The 21,884-nt window shown below is 67.3% G+C and carries 14 protein-coding genes; 10 read left to right on the forward strand and 4 right to left on the reverse strand.

Features of this window, described 5'->3' with window-relative positions; genetic code table 11:
• Positions 1-4: 4 nt before the first annotated feature.
• Positions 5-748, reverse strand: a complete 744-nt coding sequence (locus AC56KL_RS01290; RefSeq protein WP_497178347.1) for an alpha/beta fold hydrolase — start codon at positions 746-748, stop codon at positions 5-7.
• A 178-nt stretch (positions 749-926) separates the two neighbouring features.
• On the opposite strand from AC56KL_RS01290, the gene AC56KL_RS01295 reads away from it, so the two are divergent.
• The 10 genes from AC56KL_RS01295 to AC56KL_RS01340 all read left to right on the forward strand — a co-directional run bounded on the left by AC56KL_RS01295 (position 927) and on the right by AC56KL_RS01340 (position 17,517).
• The gene (locus AC56KL_RS01295; protein ID WP_497178348.1) at positions 927-2,327 is read left to right on the forward strand and encodes an FAD-binding oxidoreductase; all 1,401 of its coding nucleotides are present in this window, start codon (positions 927-929) and stop codon (positions 2,325-2,327) included.
• 167 nt (positions 2,328-2,494) lie between these two features.
• Positions 2,495-4,711 carry a TonB-dependent receptor gene (locus AC56KL_RS01300; protein WP_497178349.1) on the forward strand — a complete coding sequence of 739 codons (2,217 nt, stop codon included), beginning with the start codon at positions 2,495-2,497 and terminating at the stop codon, positions 4,709-4,711.
• An 11-nt stretch (positions 4,712-4,722) separates the two neighbouring features.
• Positions 4,723-5,799 carry an alpha/beta fold hydrolase gene (locus tag AC56KL_RS01305; RefSeq protein WP_497178350.1) on the forward strand — a complete coding sequence of 359 codons (1,077 nt, stop codon included), beginning with the start codon at positions 4,723-4,725 and terminating at the stop codon, positions 5,797-5,799.
• Entirely contained in the window at positions 5,796-7,112 is a 1,317-nt protein-coding gene (locus AC56KL_RS01310; RefSeq protein WP_497178351.1) for an MFS transporter, read from the forward strand. Before AC56KL_RS01305 ends, AC56KL_RS01310 begins: the two co-directional genes overlap by 4 nt.
• Positions 7,113-7,143: 31 nt before the next feature.
• The gene (locus AC56KL_RS01315; protein ID WP_497178352.1) at positions 7,144-7,899 is read left to right on the forward strand and encodes a FadR/GntR family transcriptional regulator; all 756 of its coding nucleotides are present in this window, start codon (positions 7,144-7,146) and stop codon (positions 7,897-7,899) included.
• A gap of 292 nt (positions 7,900-8,191) precedes the next feature.
• The gene (locus tag AC56KL_RS01320; protein ID WP_497178353.1) at positions 8,192-10,585 is read left to right on the forward strand and encodes a GH92 family glycosyl hydrolase; all 2,394 of its coding nucleotides are present in this window, start codon (positions 8,192-8,194) and stop codon (positions 10,583-10,585) included.
• Positions 10,582-12,891 (forward strand): GH92 family glycosyl hydrolase, encoded by a 2,310-nt coding sequence (locus tag AC56KL_RS01325; RefSeq protein ID WP_497178354.1) that lies wholly within the window; start codon positions 10,582-10,584, stop codon positions 12,889-12,891. Before AC56KL_RS01320 ends, AC56KL_RS01325 begins: the two co-directional genes overlap by 4 nt.
• Before the next feature lie 4 nt (positions 12,892-12,895).
• Positions 12,896-13,879 carry a LacI family DNA-binding transcriptional regulator gene (locus AC56KL_RS01330; RefSeq protein ID WP_497178355.1) on the forward strand — a complete coding sequence of 328 codons (984 nt, stop codon included), beginning with the start codon at positions 12,896-12,898 and terminating at the stop codon, positions 13,877-13,879.
• 8 nt (positions 13,880-13,887) lie between these two features.
• On the forward strand, positions 13,888-15,123 hold the full coding sequence (locus tag AC56KL_RS01335; RefSeq protein ID WP_497178356.1) for an AGE family epimerase/isomerase: 1,236 nt from the start codon (positions 13,888-13,890) through the stop codon (positions 15,121-15,123).
• 396 nt (positions 15,124-15,519) lie between these two features.
• Positions 15,520-17,517, forward strand: a complete 1,998-nt coding sequence (locus AC56KL_RS01340; RefSeq protein ID WP_497178357.1) for an LTA synthase family protein — start codon at positions 15,520-15,522, stop codon at positions 17,515-17,517.
• A gap of 80 nt (positions 17,518-17,597) precedes the next feature.
• Here the strand turns inward: AC56KL_RS01340 and AC56KL_RS01345 are convergent, their stop codons facing one another.
• The 3 genes from AC56KL_RS01345 to AC56KL_RS01355 form a co-directional block, all read right to left on the reverse strand.
• Positions 17,598-19,808 carry a sensor histidine kinase gene (locus tag AC56KL_RS01345; RefSeq protein ID WP_497178358.1) on the reverse strand — a complete coding sequence of 737 codons (2,211 nt, stop codon included), beginning with the start codon at positions 19,806-19,808 and terminating at the stop codon, positions 17,598-17,600.
• 77 nt (positions 19,809-19,885) lie between these two features.
• Complete coding sequence (locus tag AC56KL_RS01350; protein ID WP_497178359.1) at positions 19,886-20,659, reverse strand: LytR/AlgR family response regulator transcription factor; 774 nt, start codon at positions 20,657-20,659, stop codon at positions 19,886-19,888.
• Complete coding sequence (locus AC56KL_RS01355) at positions 20,641-21,774, reverse strand: sensor histidine kinase (protein ID WP_497178360.1); 1,134 nt, start codon at positions 21,772-21,774, stop codon at positions 20,641-20,643. The genes AC56KL_RS01350 and AC56KL_RS01355 overlap by 19 nt, the downstream gene beginning before the upstream one ends.
• Positions 21,775-21,884 lie beyond the last annotated feature (110 nt).

The following is a 21,884-nucleotide window of genomic DNA, read 5'->3' on the forward strand; positions in this document are numbered from 1 at the left end:
GGTCCTACAGCAGGACCCGGCGCGCGAAGCCGTTCAGCAGTTCGGCGTAGTCGGCGCTGCGGCGCAGGCTCACGCCGTGCTCGCAGCCGGGCAGGCGCGCGATGCTGGCCTGCCGGGCCGCGGCGACGTAGCGTGCTTCGCCGCGCACGTGGTAGGTGTCGCGGTCGCCGTTGATGAACAGGGTCGGCTGGGTGATCGCGGCGAGCTTGCCCCGGAAGTCGACGCCGCGCAGCGCCGCCACGGCCTGCGGGAACACCTTCAAACTGATCCCCGCCGCCAGCGCGGCATCCGCATCCGCGTCGCTCATGCCGAATTCGCGCAAGGTGGCGGGAATCTTTTCTTCGACCAGCTTGCGTTCGCCGAACAGGGCCAGCATGAGGCGGAAGTTCAGGGACTTGACCAGGTAGGGCAAGACCGGCGCCCCGCGGAACTCGTGGCTGGCGCCACCCAGCACCAGGCCCTTGAGCCGCTCCTGCGGCAGCGCCGCGGCCGCCGCCTGCGAGGTGAAGCTGCCGAGCGAATCGCCGGCCACGATGAAGGGCGCGTCGCCCAGTTCGCGCGCGGCCGCCACCACCGTCTCGATACCGCCCTGCAGCGTATAGCGCTCGTGCTGGCGTGCGCCGTGGCCAGGCAGGTCGGGCGCCAGCACGCGCAGGCGCGGGTCGATCAGGCGGCGCACCGGATCCCAGGAGCGTCCGTTCAGGGTAGCGCCGTGGACGAGGATGACGGCGGGTTGGTCGGCATGCATGGTGTCTCCCATTTGTTTAATATAGAAAACATATCATACAGGTCGGGTGATATTAGGGCCATATCACCGTGCATAGCCGTGTGGCACGCCCACAACGTGTTAAACATGTTTGACAGGTTGGAATCGGCGGCGTATTCTCGGACCGTACTGACGAACCGATCCTCATTAAGGACGCAGAATGACTTCGAGACACCCCCTTATTCAATTCGGCCCGGTCGAGTCCGTACTTGCGCCGCTGCGCGAGCGCTACCGCGACCGGGTCAGCGTCGTGCAGGCCGTGCGCGAACAGCATGCGCGCGGCGAAGGCCTGGCCACCAGCATGGCGCCGGACGTCGTCGTCTGGCCGCTGGACAAGCAGGAAGTCTGCGCGATCCTGGCGCTCTGCAACGAACAGCGCGTGCCGGTCATCGCGTTCGGCGCCGGCAGCTCGCTCGAGGGGCACGTCAGCGCGCCGTTCGGCGGCGTGTGCATCGACATGTCGCGCATGGATGCCGTGCTTGCCGTGAACGCCGAAGACAGCGACTGCGTGGTCCAGCCGGGCATCACCCGCGAAGCCCTCAACGCGCACCTGAAAGGCACCGGCCTGTTCTTCCCGGTCGACCCGGGCGCCAACGCCACCATCGGCGGCATGGTCTCCACCCGCGCATCCGGCACCACCACCCTGCGCTACGGCTCGATGGCGCATAACGTGCAGTGCCTGGAAGTGGCGCTGGCCGACGGCCGCCTGGTGCGCATCGGCAGCCGCGCCCGCAAATCCTCGGCCGGCTACGACCTGGTACACCTGCTCACCGGCTCCGAAGGCACCCTCGGCATCATCACCGAAATCACCCTGCGCCTGCACCCGCTGCCGGTCGAAGTGGCGGCCGCCAGCTGCGCGTTTCCCACGTTGGAAGCGGCGGTCGATGCGGTGACCGAGCTGTCGATGTCGGGCGTGCCCTTCGCGCGCATCGAATTCCTCGACGAGCACCAGGTGCGCGCCTGCAACCAGCACTCGCACCTGGGCCTGGCCGAGCTGCCGACCCTGTTCCTGGAATTCCACGGCACGCCGCTGGCGGTCAAGGAGCAGGCCGAACTGGCGCAGGAAGTCTGCGGCGGCCATGGCTGCAGCAATTTTGAATGGGCCACCCGCCCCGAAGACCGCTCCCGCCTGTGGCATGCGCGCCACCTGGCCTATTTCGCCGCCCTTGCCCTGCGCCCGGGTTGCGTGAGCGTGGTGGCCGACATCTGCGTGCCGATGTCGGCGCTGGCCGACAGCGTGGCCGAAGCGCGCGCCATGATCGACGCCGAAGGCCTGGTCGCCCCCATCCTGGGCCACGTCGGCGACGGCAACTTCCACGTGCTGTTCATGCCGATGCCGGACCGGCCGGAAGAACATGCCGCCGTCGACCGGGTGTATGCGGCGATGGTGGACCGCGCCCTCTCGGTCGGCGGCACCTGCACCGGCGAACACGGCATCGGCATGGGCAAGAAGTCCAAGCTGCTGCTCGAGTACGGCGGTGAAGTCGTCGGCCTGATGCAGTCGATCAAGCAGGCCTGGGACCCGAACGGCATCCTCAATCCCGGAAAGATCTTTTCGTAGGGTGGGCAGTTCCCCTGCCCACGCGTCCGACCAACACTTGCACATGGATTCGTTCTTGCGACCTGCAAGCCTGATCGGAACGCGTGGGCGGCGAAGCCGCCCACCCTACAAGACCCGCAACACCGCAGCATCCATAACTATATAGATCCATACAACTGGAGACACTCATGCACCACGCACCGCGCTTCGCCCGTACCGCCACCTCCGCCGCCGTCTCGCTCCTGTGCGCGCTGGCGGCCCTCCCCGCTGCGGCCCAGCAGCAGCCACAAAGCGACGACGGCATCGACAAGGTCATCGTCACCGCGCAAAAGCGCGCGCAGGCGGCGATCGACGTGCCGGCCTCGGTCACCTCGGTCAAGACCGACCAGCTGGCCAAGGACGGCAAGGTCCGCCTGGAAGACTACGTGGCCCAGGTGCCGGGCATGTCGCTGTCCTCGTTCCGCCAGGGCTTCACGCAGGTCACGCTGCGCGGCATCAGCACGGGCGTGAACCAGCCGGCGTCCACCACCGCCTTCTACATCGACGAAGCGCCGATCGGCTCGGTGAACGCCTACGCCGCCGGCAGCGCGGTTACCCCGGACATCGACCCGGCCGAGCTGCAGCGCGTCGAGATCCTGAAAGGCCCGCAAGGCACCCTGTACGGCGCCGGCGCCATGGGCGGCCTGGTGCGCTACGTGACCTCCCCGCCCGACTTCAGGAACATGCGCGGCAGCGTCACCCTGGGCGCCAATGCCGTGAAAGGCGGCGGCAATGGCAAGAATGCCCGCGCCGCGCTGAACATCCCGTTCGGCGAGCAGGACATGGCGCTGCGCGTGTCGGCGTTCAGCCGCACCGATGCCGGCTACATCGACCAGACGGGCGGCCGCAAGGACGTCAACGAAGCCAAGGTCGACGGCGGCCGCATCGCCTTCAACTGGCTGATCAACAACGACTGGAAGCTGAGCGCCTTCGCGCTGACGCAAAAGGTGAAATCCACCGGCAACACCATCGTCGACCTCGACCCGGTTTCCCTGCGCCCGCTGCACGGCAAGCTGACGCAGAAGCGCTTCACCGACGAACTGTCCTCGGCCAGCCTGGAAGTGGCCAACATCACCCTCAACGGCCAGCTCGGCGACTTCGAGCTGGTGTCCTCGACCACGGTGCAGAACGTCGATGCCGCGCAGGGAGCGGACGGCAGCTTCGGCTATGGCGTGGCGCTCGGCGCGGCCTTCGGCATCCCGGACCTGGGCATCGCCTCGACCCAGTTCACCAATACCCACCGCGTGTCGCAGGAGCTGCGCCTGCGCTCGAGCGCCTTCGACGACCGTCTCGAGTACGAAGGCGGCCTGTACTACACCAACGAAGACAGCGGCAACCGCATTCCCGGCTTCCGCCCGTTCTCTACCACGACCGGCGCCGATTACCCGCTGCCGAGCATCGTCAAGGCCTCGATCGACACCAAATACAAGGAATACTCGGTGTTCGCCAACGCCACCTACGCGATCACGCCGCAGTTCGACGTGCTGGCCGGCATCCGCCACGGCCGCGACAAGCAGGTCTATGCCCAGAACTACAGCGGCCTGCTGGTGGGCCCGACCCCGGTGATCTTCGATTCCGGTTCCGAGGAAAGCAAGACCACCTACCTGGCCACGGCGCGCTACAAGCCGTCCGCCACCACCGCGATGTATGCGCGCGTGGCGACCGGCTTCCGTCCGGGCGGCCCGAACGCCGTGCCGCCGACCTCGGCGACCCTGGCGCCCCTGACCTTCGCGCCGGATACCCTGACCAGCTATGAAATCGGCTACAAGTCGGTGATCGACGATGGCCGCCTGTCGATCGAGGCGGCCCTGTTCTCGACCGACTGGGAAGGCATCCAGATCCAGACCAGCGCAGCCGGCTTCAACTTCCTGGTCAACGGCGGCTCGGCGCGCAGCCGCGGCGCCGAACTGGCCCTGTCCTACTTCCCGGTCAAGGGCCTGTCGCTGCGCGGCTCGCTCGGCTACACCGAAGCGGAATTGACCGAGAACGCGCCGGCTGCCGGCGGCCTGGATGGCGACCGCCTGCCCTTCGTGCCGAAAATGACCGCGTCGATCGGCGCCAACTACCAGTTCCCGGTCACCGCAGGCTGGACCGCCTACGCCGGCGGCACCATCAACTACACGGGCGAGCGCCGCTCCGACTTCAGCCAGCGCGCGGCCAGGGACGTGCCGTCCTACAGCACCGTGAACCTGAGCGCCGGCATCGAGAACGGCAACTGGCGCCTCGCCTTCTACGGCAAGAACCTGGGCAACAGCGACGGCATCACCTTCCTGAAATCGCAAAGCCTGACCCCGGCCGGCGGCCCGTTCGGCGCCGCCTACATCGCGCCGCGCACCTTCGGCGCCGACCTGAGCTACCGCTTCTGACCGGAACCGCCATGCACCACGACGCCATCCTGCACTACCACACCGGCCCGGACCTGGTCCTGGCCGGCGGCGCGGTCCTCGCCGCGCCCACCACGGCCTACCGCAGCATGGGCCGCCTGAACGCCGACGGGACCAATGCGGTGCTGGTCCTGCACGGCTACACCACCGGCCCCACGATGCTGGACCGCGACGCCAACGTCGCGGAGGGTTCGTGGAGCGAGCTGGTGGGCCCGGGCAAGCCGATCGACACCGAGCGCTACTTCGTCGTGTGCCCGAACATGCTCGGTTCCTGCTACGGCTCAACCGGGCCGGCCAGCATCGATCCGGCCACCGGGCGCCCGTATGGCGTCGACTTCCCTGCCATTACCACGCACGACATCATCCGGACACAGAAGGCGCTGCTCGACGCGCTGGGGGTGCGCCGGCTGGCGGCCGTGGTCGGGCCGTCCTTCGGCGCCTACCAGTCCTTCCAGTGGGCGGTGAGCTACCCGGACATGGTCGAGCGGGTGGCCGCGGCCGTCGGCGCGCCATGGCATCCGGGCGCGCCCGGCACGGCGGACGCCATCCTCGCGTCCTTATCAAGCACGCCCGGTTGGGCCGCATGGGTGGCGGGCGACCGCCAGGCCATGTTCGAGACCCTGGTGGCGATGCGCACCGACACCCTGAACAAGTACGGCGTCGAGGTCGAGCTGGCGCAGCGCATTCCCGACCCGGCCGAGCGCGCCCGGGAAGTCGACCGCCTGGCGCGCGAATGGGCGGCGGCTTTCGACCCGATGTCGCTGGTCGTGCTGATGCGCGCCGCCGAAAGCTTCGACCTGCGCGCGCAGCTCGGCGCCATCCGCGCGCCGGTGCTGTACGTGATCTCGCGCACCGACCCGATGTTCTCGCCCGCGCTCGCGCACAAGGTGGCGGCCTTGCCGGCCACCGGCAACTGGTCCTACGTGGAACTGGACAGCGAAAAGGGGCACTTCGCCTCCGGCGCCGACGCCGCCCTGTGGGCCGACGACCTGCGCCGCTTCATGGACACGGCCCCTGCGGACTGGGCGCCGACCGGATTCACATCACTCACGCCCGAGGTGGCCGTATGAAACCCATGACCAATACGATGGACGCCACCGCCATGCCGGCCGGCGAGCTGCCGGCCGCGCCCCGCCAGTTCAGCGACGCCTACCGCACCTATGTGCTGGTGGCGCTGGCCGTGGTGGGTTTCATGTGCTCGGTCGACAAGGTGGTCATCACCATGTTCATGGAGCCGATCAAGAAGGAATTCCTGCTCAGCGACACCCAGCTCGGCCTGATGACGGGCCTGGCCTTCGCGCTGCTGGGCGGCCTGGTGTCGATCCCGCTGGCGCGCATGGCCGACCGCGGCAACCGCAAGTGGATCATCTTCCTCAGCTTCGTCGTCTGGACTTTCATGACCGGCATCTCCGGCATGGCGACCAGCTTCATGTTCCTGCTGGCCGCGCGCATCGGCGTGGGCGTGGGCGAAGCCGGCTGCGTGCCGGCCTCGCACTCGATGCTGGGCGACTACTACCCGCGCGAATTGCGCGGCCGCGCCTACGGCGCCCACTTCTCGGGCGTCTACCTGGGCATGCTGGGCGGGATGCTGGGCGGCGGCATCCTGGTGCAGACCGTCGGCTGGCGCATGGGCTTCATCATCCTGGGCGTGGCCGGCATGGTCATGGCGCTCATCTTCCATTTCACCGTGCGCGAGCCATTGCGCGTGGACCAGCCGCCGCCCTCCGCGTTGGGCAGCAGTGTCTGGACCCAGCTGGGCGACCTGCGCAGCTTCTTCATGCTGGTGTTCGCCTTTGCCTTCGTCGGCCTGTCCGGCGCGGTCGCATCCTGGCTGCCGAGCTACTTCGAACGTGCCTTCGCCATGAGCCCGATGGCGATCGGCCTCGGACTGGGCCTGGCGATCGGCCTGTCGAGCGGCATCGGCGCCCTGGTCGGCGGCCAGCTCACGGTGAAATATGCGAAAGGCTCGCGTACCTGGGGAGCGCGCTACTCGGCCTTCATCAGCTGGGGCGTGCTGCTGCCCCTGATCGGCAGCTTCTACGTGCCGGATCCGATCATGGCCATGGGCCTGCTCTGCCTGGCCTTCCTGACGGCCGGCACCCTGGCCGGACCCGTGTTCGGCACCGTGCAGGACCTCGTCTCGCCCCAGGCCCGTGCGACGGCGGTGGCGATCATCGGGGTGGTCGGCGTCGTCATCGGCCAGGGACTCGGGCCGGTGCTGGTCGGCGTGCTGAGCGACGCGTTCGCCTCGGACGGCGATGTCGGCGGCCTGCGCCTGTCGATGACCCTGGTTGCGCTGATCAACATCTTTACCGGGCTGTTCTTCTGGCTCCTGTCGCGCCGCATCGGCAAGGTGTATCCGGACTTGCCCGCTGCCGTTTGACAGCACTTGCCAGAATAGTTAGGCTGTATCGATGAACCAGCTCGCCCCGCTCCACTCGCTCGAACGTCCCACCCTGTCGGCCCAGGTGGCTCGCCACCTGCTGGCCCTCGTCAACCGCCAGCAGCTGCGGCCCGGCGACATGGTGCCCAGCGAAGTACAGATCGGGCTGGAACTGAAAGTCAGCCGCGGCAGCGTGCGCGAAGCCTACCGCACGCTGGCCGCGCTCGGGATCCTGGAAATCGAGGGCGGGCGCAAGCCGCGCCTGAAGGCGATCGACCCGCACGTACTGGCCCAGGTGTTCGACTATGCGCTCACCACGGCCCAGGTGAGCGTGGCGCACGTCATCGAAACCCGGCGCGCGATCGAGCTGCAGACGGCCCAGCTGGCGGCGCGCTACGCCACGCTGGAACAGCGCCAGCAGCTGCGCGAGCTGGTGGCGCAGATGCGCTCGGCCGGCTCCGACCATGCACGCCGGGTCGCCTGCGACACCGCGATCCACACCGTGATCGCGGAAGCCAGCGGCAACCCGCTCAACAGCATCCTGCTGGCCGCGCTGCGCACGCCGGTCGAGGCCTCGTCGAGCATCCACTTCGACGACCGCCGCAGCGAGAGCGAGCTGACGCGCGTGATCGACGCGCACGAAGCCGTGGTCGACCGCATCTGCTCCGGCGACGCCATGGGAGCGGTGTCGGCCATGACCTACCACTTCGACATCTCGATCGTCCATGTGGCCCGTCGCGAGAGCGGCGAGCCGCGGGACATGCCGCCAGCCGTCGTTACCAGTTAATGGAGTCTGCCGGAGTCCTCCGGCGATCGCTGAGTTCACCGTCGCTTGCCCATTTGACCAGCAAGCCGATGCCTCGTTCGCATGCGATTCGTGTCCCTGCGCCTGCCATACCACGCGTCTGGCGCCCGCGCCGGTAGCGGACACGTTCGCACATGGGCACTGCCACGAACCGGGGAATGTTTAGTAAACGCGCTAAACAATGGCTGGGTTACCATCGCTTTGTTGCTCTAAAAGCAAAGTCAGCATATACATCCGAGACAAGCGAGTGTTTGCCGCCATTCCTGGAGACCCCATGACCGTTCGATCGATCCGCGCCGCCTTCTCCCCGTTCCTGCTGACTGCACTGGCTGCATTGGCCCCGACCCTTCCCGCCCAGGCGGCGGCCCCGGCGACGCCGGCCGCTGGTTCGCCAGCCGCTGGTTCGCCAGCGGCCGCCGTCAACGTCTTCATCGGCACCGGCGGCGACGGCCATACCTTCCCCGGCGCCAGCCGCCCCTTCGGCATGGTGCAGCTCAGCCCCGATACCCAGGTGCGCCACTTCCGCCAGAGCTATCCCTGGGCCGCCGGCTACCGCCATGAGGACAATTCCATCCTCGGCTTCTCGCATACCCACTTCTCCGGCAGCGGCCACTCCGACCTGGGCGACGTGCTCCTGATGCCCACCAGCGGCGAACTCAAGCTGGAACCAGGCTACCCCGAACGCCCCTTCTCCGGCTACCGCTCGCGTTTTTCGCACGACCAGGAAAAGGCGGAACCGGGCTATTACGCCGTGCGCCTGCGGGACAACGAGGTGGACGTGGAGCTCACCGCCAGCGAACGCGTGGGCCTGCACCGCTACCGCTTCAGGAAGGATGCGCCGGCCAAGCTGATCCTCGACCTGCGCTCGAGCATCTACGACTACGGCAGCAAGAACCTGTGGTCGCGGCTGCGCGTGCGCGACGCCAGCACGCTCACCGGCATGCGCACGACGCGCGGCTGGGCGCCGGGACGCCAGCTCTATTTCGCGGTGAAGTTCTCGCGCCCGATGACCGCGCACGCGCTGCACAACCGCGAGGAAGCCATCGAATACCGCGGCTTCGCCCCGCCCGGCAAGACCCCGGCAGACAAGGTGCTGGTCGAGGGCAAGGCGCTGCTGGCCGCCCTGGAATTCGGCGCCCCGGCCGACAGCACCCTCTTGGTAAAGGTCGCGATCTCGCCGGTGAGCGAAGACAATGCCATCGCCAACCTGGACGAGATGCCCGGCTGGGACTTCGATGCCCAGCGCGCGGCCGCCTCCGCCGCCTGGAACGAGGCGCTGTCCTCGGTGAAGGCCGAAGCGCCTGAACCGATGCGCACCATGTTCTACACGGCCCTGTACCACAGCATGCTGGCCCCCTCGCTGTTCATGGACCGCGACGGCCGCTACCGCGGTCCCGACAACCAGATTCACCAGGCGAAGAACTTCAACTTCCATTCCACTTTTTCGCTGTGGGACACCTACCGCGCCCTGCACCCGCTGCTCACCCTGGTGGCGCCGGAAAAACGCAATGCCGATTTCGTGAATTCCCTGATCGCCGCGCGCGAGCACAGCCCCTACGGCATCCTGCCGGTATGGTCCTTCCACGGGCTGGAGACCTGGTGCATGATCGGCTACCACGCCGTACCCGTGATCGCCGACGCCTACATGAAGGGCATCCGCGGATTCGACGCCGACAAGGCCCTGGCCGCGATGCGGGCCAGCGCAGAGTACGGCCCCTACGGCGGGCTGGAGCACTACATGAAGCTGGGCTACGTGCCGATCGACCGCGAGCCGGAAGCGGCGTCCAAGACGGTGGAATACGCTTTTGACGACTGGACCATCGCGCGCATGGCCGAAAAGATGGGCAAGAAGGACGTCGCGGCGAACTACTACAAGCGCGCCCAGAACTACCGCAATGTGTTCGACAAGGAGACCGGCTTCATCCGCGCCCGCAAGTCGACCGGCGAGTTCCGCACCCCGTTCAACCCGACCCAGTCGGGCTACGGCAGCGACTACACCGAGGGCAGCGCCTGGCAGTATTCCTGGTACATGCCGCACGATAACGCCGGCCTGATTTCCCTGCTGGGCGGCGACGCCGGCATGATCGCCAGGATCGACCAGGTCTTCGAGGCCAAGGTCGCGGACAACGCCTATGCCCACATGGAAGACATCGCGGGCCTGATCGGCCACTACGCCCTCGGCAACGAGCCCTCGCACCATGTGGCCTACCTGTACAACTTCGCCGGCGCGCCCTGGCGCACCCAGGAACGCCTGAGCCACATCATGGCGACCCAGTACCACAACCGCCCCGACGGCCTGTCGGGCAACGACGACCTGGGACAGATGTCGGCATGGTTCGCCTTCACGGCGCTCGGCTTCTACCCGGTGGCGCCTGCTAGCGGCGAGTATGTGATCGGCCGTCCCTTCCTCGAGCGCGCCGCGTTGACCCTGCCGAACGGGAAGCGCTTCACGGTGCGTGCCGAAAACCTGAACGACGCGAACCGCTACGTCGGCCGCGTCACCCTGAATGGCAAGCCGCTCGTCCGCAGCTTCCTGAGGCACGAAGAACTCAGCGCCGGCGGCGAACTCGTGTTTACCATGCAGGCGGCGCCGAACAAGGAATGGGGCAAGGAACGCGCCGCCCGTCCGTACAGCCAGACGCCGTATTTGCCAATGAGTCAGCCATGATGCGCGTCGCTGCAGCCCTAATACTCGCGGTGGCGGGCGCCGCCGGCGCCCAGACGGTGGGCAAGGTGAGCGACCCGGTAGAATGGGTCAACCCCCTGATGGGCACCATGAGCAAGCCGGAGCTCTCCAACGGGAACACCTACCCGGCCATCGCCGTCCCCTGGGGCATGAATTTCTGGACGCCGCAGACCGGCAAGATGGGCCATGGCTGGGCCTATACCTACGATGCCGACAAGATCCGCGGCTTCAAGCAGACCCACCAGCCCTCGCCCTGGATGAACGACTTCGGCCAGTTCGCCATCATGCCGGTGACCGGGTCCAAGCGTTTTACCCAGGACGCGCGCGCCAGCTGGTTCTCGCACAAGGCGGAAGTCGCGAAACCCTATTACTACAGCGTCTACCTGGCCGACGCCGACGTCACCACCGAGATCACGCCGACCGAGCGCGCGGCCCAATTCCGCTTCACCTTCCCCGCGTCGAAGGCCAGCTACGTGGTGGTCGACGCCTTCGAGAAGGGCTCCTACATCAAAATCCTGCCCGACCGGCGCCGGGTGATCGGGTACAGCACCCTGCACCGGCGCGGTCCGCTGCCGAAAAACTTCCGCAACTACTTCGTTATCGAGTTCGACCAGCCCTTCACGTCCACCGATACCTGGCAGGGCGACAAGCTGGAAGAAGGCAAGCTGGAAAACGAGGGCCTGCACAGCGGCGCCCTGCTCGGCTTCGCCACCACGAAGGGCCAGAAGGTTCACATGCGGGTCGCGTCCTCGTTCATCAGCTTCGAGCAGGCCGAGCTGAACCTGCAACGCGAACTCGGCAAGGACGATTTCGACACCACGAGAACGAAGGCCAAGGCCCTGTGGAACGGCGTGCTGGGCAAGCTGGCGGTCGAAGGCGGCACGGTCGACCAGACCCGTACCTTCTATTCCTCGCTGTACCGCACCGTGCTGTTCCCGCACAAGATGTACGAGCTCGACGCCGGCGGAAAACCCGTCCACTGGAGTCCCTACAACGGCCAGGTGCTGCCGGGGCGCCTGTTCGCCGGCACCGGATTCTGGGACACCTTCCGCGCCCTCTACCCCTTCCTGAACCTGGTCTACCCGTCGATCAACCGCGAGATGCAGGAAGGCCTGGCCAACGCCTTCAAGGAGGGCGGCTGGCTGCCCGAATGGTCCAGCCCCGGCTACGCCGACATCATGATCGGCAATAACTCGGCCTCGGTCGTGGCCGATGCGTACATCAAGGGCGTGCGCGGCCAGGACATCGAGACGCTGTGGCAGGCCCTGAAGCACGGCGCCGACAACGAGGGGCCGATGTCGGCGGTCGGCCGCAAGGGCGTGAAGTACTACAACGAGCTGGGTTACGTCCCGTATGACGTCGGCATCAACGAGAATGCCGCGCGCACGCTGGAATACGCCTACGACGACTTCACCATCTACCAGCTCGGCAAGGCGCTGGGCAAGCCGGCGGCCGAGATCGACGTCTACGCGCGCCGCAGCATGAACTACAAGAAGCTGTTCGATCCCGAGACCGGCCTGATGCGCGGGAAGAACCGCGACGGCAGCTTCCAGTCGCCCTTCAATCCCTTCAAATGGGGCGACGCCTTCACCGAGGGGAACAGCTGGCACTACACCTGGTCGGTGTTCCACGACGTCGACGGGCTGGTGAGGCTGATGGGCGGACGCAGGGCCTTCGTGGACAAGCTCGACGCCGTGTTCGCGCTGCCGCCCGTCTACGACGAAAGCTATTATAAAAGCGTGATCCACGAAATCCGCGAGATGCAGATCGCGAACATGGGCCAGTACGCCCACGGCAACCAGCCGATCCAGCACATGATCTACCTGTACAACTACGCCGGCGCTCCATGGAAGGCCCAGCACTGGATCCGCGAGACCATGGACCGCATGTACGCGCCCACGCCGGACGGCTATTGCGGCGACGAGGACAATGGCCAGACCTCGGCCTGGTACGTGTTCTCCGCGCTCGGCTTCTATCCGGTGACGCCCGCCGTCAACCAGTACGTGGTCGGCACGCCGCTGTTCCCGAAGGCGAGCGTGAAGCTGGAGAACGGGCGCACGCTCACCGTGCGTGCGCGCGGCGATGGGCGCTACGTCGATGCGCTGCGCATCGAGGGCAAGCCTGTCCAGCGCAACTGGCTCGATCACGCGGAAATGGCCAATGGCGCGACGCTCGACTTCACGATGTCGTCCCGGCCCAACCGGCTGCGCGGCACGCGCGAGCAGGATGCGCCCTATTCCTTCTCGCGCGATCCGGCCCGCCCGGCCGTGCTGCAGGAGGAAGGATAGGCGCATGGGGGTCACGATCCGCGACATCGCGAAGGCCAGCAATTATTCGATCGGCACGGTCTCGCGCGCGCTGAAGAACCAGGACGGCCTGACCGAGAAGACGCGCGCCCGCATCCGCGCAGTGGCGCGCGAGCTCGGCTACGACCTCGGCAAGCTGCGCGCCGGCGAAGTGCGGCGCGTCGCCTTTTTGCTGCACCGCCAGCACGACACCCGGTCGTCCAGCCCGTTCTACCTGCCGGTGCTGCATGGCGCGGAGGAGGCTTGCCGCAAGCGCGGCATTTCCCTGTCCTTCGTGGTGGTCGGGCCGGCTGAGCCCGTGCTGGAACTGGTGCGGGTGCACCAGCCCGACGCCCTGCTGTGCGCAGGCTTCTTCGAACCCGAGCTGCTCGTGGCGCTGCGCGACACCGGCAAGCCGCTGGTGCTGCTCGACATGCGCCTGCCCGGCTATCGCTGCGTCAACCCGGACCACGGGCTCGGCGGCTACCTGGCCACCCGCCACCTGCTGCAGCTCGGGCGCCGGCGCGTCGCCATGCTGTGCGGCTCGCTGGCCCACCACAGCATCCACGAGCGCAGCCGCGGCTTTCGCAAGGCCTTGTTCGAGGCGCGCATGCTGGCCGACCCGGCGCTGGAAGTGCAGTTGCCCAGCGTGGGCGACCCGCTCGCCAACGTGGGCCATGCCGTCGACGCGCTGCTGGCCCTGCCGAAACGCCCGGACGCCCTGTTCTGCTACAACGACAGCACCGCGCTGGCGGCGATGCGGCACTGCCTCGCGCGCGGCCTGAAGATCCCGCACGACCTGGCGATCGTCGGTTTCGACGACATCGGGGCGGCGGCCGGCGCCATCCCGCCGCTCAGCAGCGTCGCCATCGACAAGGAAGCGCTCGGCGCGGCCGGAATCGCGCTACTGCTGGAAAAGGACGCTGCGCCCGATGCCGACCGCACCCTCCCGGTGCGGCTGGTGGTGCGCGAGAGCAGTGACGACAACTAAGGACTCCCATGGACCAGACGCCCGACTTCTTCTCGCCCGACGTGCTCGACCGGCACGTTGCGCACACGATGACCTTCTACTACCCGCGCTGCGTCGACTCCAGCGGCGGCTTCTACCACTACTTCCGCGACGACGGCAGCATCTACGAGCGCCGCTCGCGCCACCTGGTGTCGAGCACCCGCTTCGTGTTCGTGTTCGCGCAGGCCTGGCGCCGCTACCGTGACCCTGACTACCTGCGCATGGTGCGCCATGGCGTCGATTTCCTGCGCCGCGCCCACCGCGATCCCGACACGGGCGGCTACGCCTGGCAGCTGCAGTGGGAGCACGGCGGCGCGCGCGTCACCGACGCAGACAACCATTGCTACGGCCTGGCCTTCGTGCTGCTGGCCTACGCGCACGCCGCCATGGCGGGCGTGGAAGAAGCGCGGGGCTGGATCAGGGAAACCTTCGCGCTGATGGAGGAGCGCTTCTGGGAAGACGGGCACGGCCTGTACGCCGACCAGGCCAGCGCCGACTGGAGCGTGCTCGACCCCTACCGCGGCCAGAACGCCAACATGCATGCCTGCGAAGCCCTGCTGGCCGCCTTCCGCGCCACCGGCGAGGGGGCCTACCTGCGGCGCGCCGAACTCGTCGCCCGCAACATCACGCAGCGCCAGGCCGGGCGCGCACAGGGCATGATCTGGGAACACTACACCCGCGACTGGCAGCCGGACTGGGAATTCAACCTGCACGACAAGGCCAACCTGTTCCGGCCCTGGGGTTACCAGCCCGGCCATTTCACCGAGTGGAGCAAGCTGCTGCTGCAGCTGGAGGCGCAGTCCGGGCAACTCGCGGACGATCCCGGCTGGCTGCTGCCCACCGCCCGCGATTTGTATGATCGGGCGCTGCGGCATGCCTGGGACGAGGAGCATGGCGGCCTGCACTACGGGTTCGCGCCCGACGGCAGCATCTGCGACGCCGACAAGTATTTCTGGGTGCAGGCCGAGACCCTGGCCGCGGCGGCGCTGCTGGGGGCCCGCACCGGGGACGGGCGCTACTGGGCCGACTACGAGCGCCTGTGGCGCTACTGCTGGACGCATTTCGTCGACCACGCACACGGCGCCTGGTACCGCATCCTCAGCGCCGACAACCGCAAGTATTCGGATGAAAAGAGCCCCGCCGGCAAGGTCGACTACCACACCATGGGGGCCTGCTACGACATCATGCCGGCGCTGGCCCGCCGCAAGCTGCCGGCGGCGACATAAGGGGCGCCCCCGCGGCGCCCTGGCGCCGTCGTATCGGGCGCTTCCGGCACCGGCATTGCCTTAGCAGGGCGGCTCCCCGCACCATGGCGATTTCTGGGCGTACAGCACGCGCGCGAGCGGCATATCCAGGCATCCATCCGGCTGCCGTCTGGCCGCCGGTCCTTCCTCGTACACGATGCGGCAGCCGGTTCTGCTGCATGCATCGTCGCATGTCCGCCACGCAAATCACGCATTCTTAACACTGCCGTCACATTAATTTGAGCAATTTCCTCGTAGCATCGTCTATGATTTGCTCAAGCATATGCATATATGCCGGCGGCGGCCTACGGTCCGCGCCAACGGTGCATCGCCTGGCGATGTGTGTTCGACGTCTTCAGGCGGTGCGACGCAGCTTCCATGTTTCCAAAAACATCCGGTTCCACCCCACGCGAGGCGGGCTCCGCCTCGAGGCTCGCCCGTTTCACGTTGTGGGCCGGCCCCTATGCCAGCCTGCTCCAGATGCTCCTGCTCGGGCTGGCGATCCTGACCCTGTCGCGCGCCGCCCTCGCCGCGTGGCAATGGGAGCGGGTGGAGGCGACCGGGATCGCCGCCGGCCTGTTCATCCAGGGACTGCGCGCCGACCTGATCCTGCTCGGCTACTTTATCGCCATTCCGCTGCTGGCCGCGCCCCTGCTCGCGCACCGCTTCGCGGCCCGCTTCTGGCGCACCGCCACGGTGGCCTGGGCCACCTTCGCCCTGGTCTTCATCGTCTTCATGGAGCTGTCATCGCCGCAGTTCATCATGCAGTACGACGTGCGCCCGAACCGCCTGTTCATCGAGTACCTGGTCTACCCGCGCGAAGTGTTCGCCACCCTGTGGAACGGCTTTCGCACCGCCCTGCTGCTCGGCATCGGTTCGACCTTGCTGGTGTCCGTGATCCTGTACCGGGTGCTGCGGCGCGCCTCGACCGGCATGAGCATGTGGCCGGCGCGCAAGCTGCTGCTGGCCTGGCCCGTGATCTGCCTGCTCGTCTTCATGCAGGTGCGCTCCACCACCGGCCACCGCCCGGCCAATCCGGCCCTGTTCGCACTCACCGGCGACTCGATGGTCAATTCCCTGATCATCAATTCGGCCTGGTCGGTGTTCGACGCGATCGGCTCGCTGCGCAAGGAAGCCAGGTCTTCCGAAATCTACGGCGCGTTCCCGCCCGCCCGGGTGCTCGAGGAAGTCAAGGCGGCGCCCTGGCTGCGCGACGCCCGGTTCGGCAACCCCGGCCTGCCGACCCTGCACTACCAGCCGGCCGCGATTGCGCGTCCGCGCCCGCTCAACCTCGTCATCGTGCTGCAGGAAAGCCTGGGCGCGACCTTCGTCCAGTCGCTGGGTGGTCTGCCGGTGACGCCGGAGCTGGAAAAGCTGAAGGACGAAGGCTGGTGGTTCGAGCAGCTGTATGCCACCGGCACCCGCTCGGTGCGCGGCATCGAGGCGGTGGTGGCCGGCTATGCGCCCACGCCGGCGCGCAGCGTGGTCAAGCTGTCGCTGGCCCAGCAGAACTTCTATACCCTGGCGGCCGGCCTCGGCCAGCAGGGCTACCACACCGAGTTCGTGTACGGGGGCGAAGCGCACTTCGACAATATGCGCCGCTTCTTCACGGGGAACGGCTTTCGCAAGGTGGTCGACATCGGCCAGATGCGCCCGTCGTTCGTGGGCAGCTGGGGCGCGTCGGACGAAGACCTGTTCGACAAATCGCTCGGGCGCCTCAAGCAGCTGCACGCGGAAAAGAAGCCTTTCTTCAGCCTGATCTTCACCTCGTCCAACCACGAACCCTTCGAATTCCCGGACGGGAAGATCGCCCTGCACGAACAGCCGAAGCAGACCGTCAACAACGCCGTCAAGTACGCCGACCACGCGCTCGGCAAGTTCATCCGCGCGGCCAAGCAGGAAGACTATTGGAAGGACACGGTCTTCCTGATCGTGGCGGACCACGACAACCGGGTGTACGGCAATGCCCTGGTGCCGATCAAGAAATTCCACATCCCCGGCCTGATCCTCGGCGCCGACATCGAAGCGCGCCGCATCAAGACCCTCGCCAGCCAGATCGACCTCGGTCCCACCCTGCTGTCGCTGCTGGGCGTATCCAGCACCCATCCGATGATCGGCCGCGACTTCGTGCGCGACAGCAGCTCGCCGGGCCGGGCCCTGCTCCAGTTCGAGAACTATTTCACCTACCTCGAAGAAGGCGCGGCCACCATCCTGCGGCCGGGGAAGGCGCCGCTGCTGGGCTGCTACGACAGCGCCACCGGCGTGCTGGGTCCGCATGCGGGCACGCCCAGCCAGGCCCAGGTCGACCGGGCCATGGCGCACGTGATGCTGCCTTCGCTGCTGTACCGCGAGCAGCGCTACCGGCTGGCGCCCTGACGCACGGGCGCTGCTTCCAGACCCGCGCAGCCCCGGCGCCGGACCTGGGTGGCGCGCCTGAAGCCCAAGGGTCAGGTGCTTCAATTCGGCAGACGAAGCTCCGGGCCCGCTGCGTTGGCCGCGTGCACGTCGGCCAGCGGGATCGACACGATGAACGTGCTGCCGGTTCCGGGACCACCGCTGTGCGCCGTGATCTCGCCTCCATGCAGTTCCACGATGGTCCTGACGAGTGCGAGGCCGATGCCGAGGCCGCCCTGCGACCGGTCTGGCGTCCTTTCGGCCTGGGTGAACAGGTCAAAGATATGCGGAAGCAAGGAGGCTTCGATGCCGATGCCGTTGTCCTGGATCTGGATGATCGCGCGGGCCTCCGCGACGCGCAGGCACAGGCTGATGCTGCCCCCCGTTGGCGTGTATTTTGCGGCGTTGTTCAGGAGGTTGACCACGATCTGCACAAGGCGGTTGCGGTCGCCGTGAATCGATTGATGCGGTGCTTCGATACGCACGAGCAGCTCGTGCCGCCTGGACTCCAGCAAGGGTTTCGATTGTTCGACAGCGCTGTCGACAATGGTGCGCATCTCGACCGGCGCCCTGTTCAGGGTGACCAGCCCCCTGGTCACCCGGGACACATCCAGCAAATCGTTCACCAGGGCGTTCAGGTGTTTCACCTGCCGGCCGATCACGTCGCTGGCCTTGGCGACCCTTGGGTCACCGTGACCGACGATCCCGAGCATTTCGGCGGCGGTGGAAATCGGCGCCAGCGGGTTGCGCAGTTCGTGTCCGAGCATGGCGAGGAACTCGTCCTTGCGGCGGTCGTTCTCCTGGAGGCTCCGGTACAGCATCGAGTTATCGATCGCCACACCGGCGCGACGCCCGATCTCTTCTGCCAGTTCCACGTCCGATTCGCCGTAGAGATGTCCGCTTTCGGCAGAAATGAAGGTGAGCACGCCCAGGGTCTTGCCGCGTGCGATCAGGGGAACACCGATATAGGAGCGTAGCCCGAGGTCTCGCAGGATCTGGAGATAGACCGGATCCTGGATGGACGCAGCCAGGGCCTCGTCGGTGATGTCGGCCATCAGCGACGGCTTGCCGCTGCGGAGGACCTGCCAGGTACCGCTGGACGCCGAAGGGTCGGGAGGATAGCGCTCATGCAGTTCGTGCGCGAGTTGTACCTTCACCGGGTCGACGTGGGCGACGGCAACGCGCTTGAGCTGACCGTACTCGCCGAGCAGGTCGACTGCACACCAGTCCGCAAAATCCGGGACGGCCAGGCGCGCGATGCGGGCCAGTGTCGCTTCATGTTCGATCAGCTCGGCCAACTCGGCGCTAGCACTGGCGATGAAACGCAGCTTCTGTTCCGTCAGCTTCCGCTGCGTGATGTCGACACAGACGCCGGTCATGCACACCGGCTTGCCGTCCCCGCCGAAGACCACGTCACCCCGCCCCTCGAGCCAGCGTATGCTTCCGTCCGGCCAGACGATGCGGTACTCGAGCCCTTTCCCGGTTTTTTCGTCAATCGTTCCGCCCAGCGAACGCCCCGCCAGCGCACGGTCTTCGGGATGCACCAGGGACAGGTAGTCATTTACATCGCGCAGCTGCGTGGCCGGGGGAAGACCGTGAAGCTCGGCCATGCCCGGCCACCAGTGCACTGCCTTGGCCAGCATGTCCCACTGCCAGGCGCCCATCCCGCCCACCTTGAGCGCGAGCTGGAAACGCTGCTCGCTCGTGCGTAACGCAGCTTCCACGGCGCGCTGTTGCGCCATCAGGCGGGCCTTGACGACCACCGGTGCGGCAAGCGATGCGATCTCGGTCGCAAAATCGATATCGGCGCTGCAGTGGTTGCGTTCCGAAGCAGCCATGAACAGGGTCAATGAACCGATCAGATCGGCGCCATGGAAAACCGGCACCGACAGCATCGAGCGGAACGGCAGCGTTCGCGCCACCCCTGGAAACGCCCCGGCGAACCAATCGTCATCCGTGTTTTCGTGGAGCGCCGGCATCCCGCTGGAAAGCGCGCAGAGGTTGATGTCGGGACGTTCGTTCCGATGCCAGCGCGAGGCGTTGAGCTGCTGCTCCAGCAAGGGGTCCTGGTGCGCCCGGGCGGTGCGTCGCACTTCGTCCTCCAGCATCACATCGAAGAATCCGAAGTCGCCAAGCGCCGGGAGGCAGGCGGCGATCGTATTGTTCAGCGCAGCGTCGAGGTCCAGCGAGGACGTCAGCGTCAGCGCTGCGCGCCGGAAGACTTCCGCCTGGTCCGGGGACAGCCGTTGTCGGGATGACTGGGGGGTGTGCATGCTGTCGTGTGCAACTGCCGGGAGAATCATCGTTATCGTGATATTGCCGAGTCTACCATACGGGCTACCGGGATTGGTCAGCCGAACAGCGCCTCGATACCCTCGCGATAGCGGCGGCTGCCCTGCACTTCGCTGTCGTCGGCCAGCACCACGACGACATCGCCGCTGAACTGCGGCTGCAACTCGCGGATGTGGCGCGCGTTGACGATGCAGGAACGCGACACGCGCACGAAGCCGTCGGGGTCCAGCCGCGCTTCGAGGGCGCTCAAGGTCTCGCGCAGCAGGTGCATGCGCTCGCGCGTGTGCACCTCGATGTAGTTGCCGGTGGCTTCGAAGCGCAGCACGTCGTCGATGTCGACCAGCAGCACGCGGCCGGCCTTCTTGATCGGCAGGCGGCGCACGTAGCGACGCGCCCGAACGCCGCCGGGTTCCCCGCCGAGTTCGCCCAGCAGCGCCGCCACCCGCGCCGCCAGGTCGTTCGGCCTGGCGCACAACTGCGCCCTGGCCCGCGCCAGCGCGGCGCGGATGCGGGCCGGCTCGACCGGCTTGAGCAGGTAGTCGAGCGCATGGACTTCGAAGGCGCGCACCGCATACTGGTCGTAGGCTGTCACGAAAATCGTGACCGGCATGCTATCGGGGCCGACAGCCGCCACGACGTCGAAACCGTCGGCCTCGGGCATCGAGATGTCGAGGAAGACCAGATCCGGCTGCAGCGCGGCGATGGCGTCGATGGCGGCCAGGCCGTCGCTGCATTCGCCGATCACCTCGATGTCGGGCTCCAGGGCCAGGTGCTGCCGGATCCCGCGCCGCGCCAGCGCTTCGTCGTCGACGATCAGGGTACGGATGCGCATGCGCCCTCCTGCGGCCTGGTCGCCAGCTCAGTCGCCAGCTCAGTCGCCAGTGGAATCGCGAGCGAGACCGCGGCGCCGCCGCCCGGATTCGGCCCGATCTCGAAGGCATGCCCGGCGCCGTACATCTGCTGCAGGCGCGCACGGGTGTTCGACAGGCCGATGCCCCACTTCATGTGCCGGCCCAGGCCGGCGCCGTTGTCCGTTACCGCCAGCACCAGCATGCCGTCCTCGACGCGCGCGCTGATGACGATCAGGCCCGGCCTGGCGCGCGAGGCGATGCCGTGGCGGATGGCGTTCTCCACCAGGGGCTGCAGGATCAGGCTGGGCACGCGCAGCCCCAGCACGTCCGGGCCGGCGTCGACATGGTAGCTCAGGCGCTCGGCGAAGCGGATCTTCTCGATCTCCAGGTAGGCGCCGATCAGGTCGAGCTCATCGCGCAGCGCCACCTCGCGGCTGCCGTCCTCGTCCAGCACCTTGCGCAGCAGGCTGCACAGCAGCTGCAGCATGCGCCGCGCCGCCGCCGGGTCGTCGCCGATCAGCACGTCGATCGAATTGAGCGTATTGAACAGGAAGTGCGGCTGCAACTGCGACTTCAGGGCCAGCAGGCGCGCTTCGACCAGTTGCGCTTCCAGCGCCAGGTGGCGCCGCTCCCGTTCATGGACCGCGCCCTGCAGGCGCAGGAACTGCACCGCGCAGCTCAGCACCCAGTACACGGACAGGGTGGGCAGGAAGGCCGTTGCCAGCAGGCGTGCATAGGTCGCGCTCCAGCCGGCATCGAAGCCGGGTGCGCCGGACAGCGGCACGGCGAAGGCATACACCGCCGTGTGGAACAGCGTCGCCACCACACTGCCGGCCACGTGCACCCCCAATGCGCGCCAGAACGCATGCCGCTCGAAGGGCACGCGTGCGGCCAGCCGCAGGATGGGGAGGGTCAGCAGCGCCCACGCGCCTGCCCAGACCGACCAGGCGGCGAAGGCGGTGCCCCAGGGGATGGTCTGGCCGCGCACCACGGAGGAAAGGTGGGACTGGGTCGCGAACACGGCGGCGCACACGGTCCAGCCGGCCAAAGTCCAGAGGACGGGACGGCGGACGATTGCAAGCTGGTTGATGGTCACTGCGGCACCGTGAAGGATGGCAAAGGGCGAGCTCATGTTACACCGGGGCATGCCCGCCCGTCCCGTTTTTGCTGGGACAAGGCGGGGCACGCGTCGTATCCTGCCTGGTC

The organism is Telluria sp. ZB4P34 (assembly GCF_059686055.1).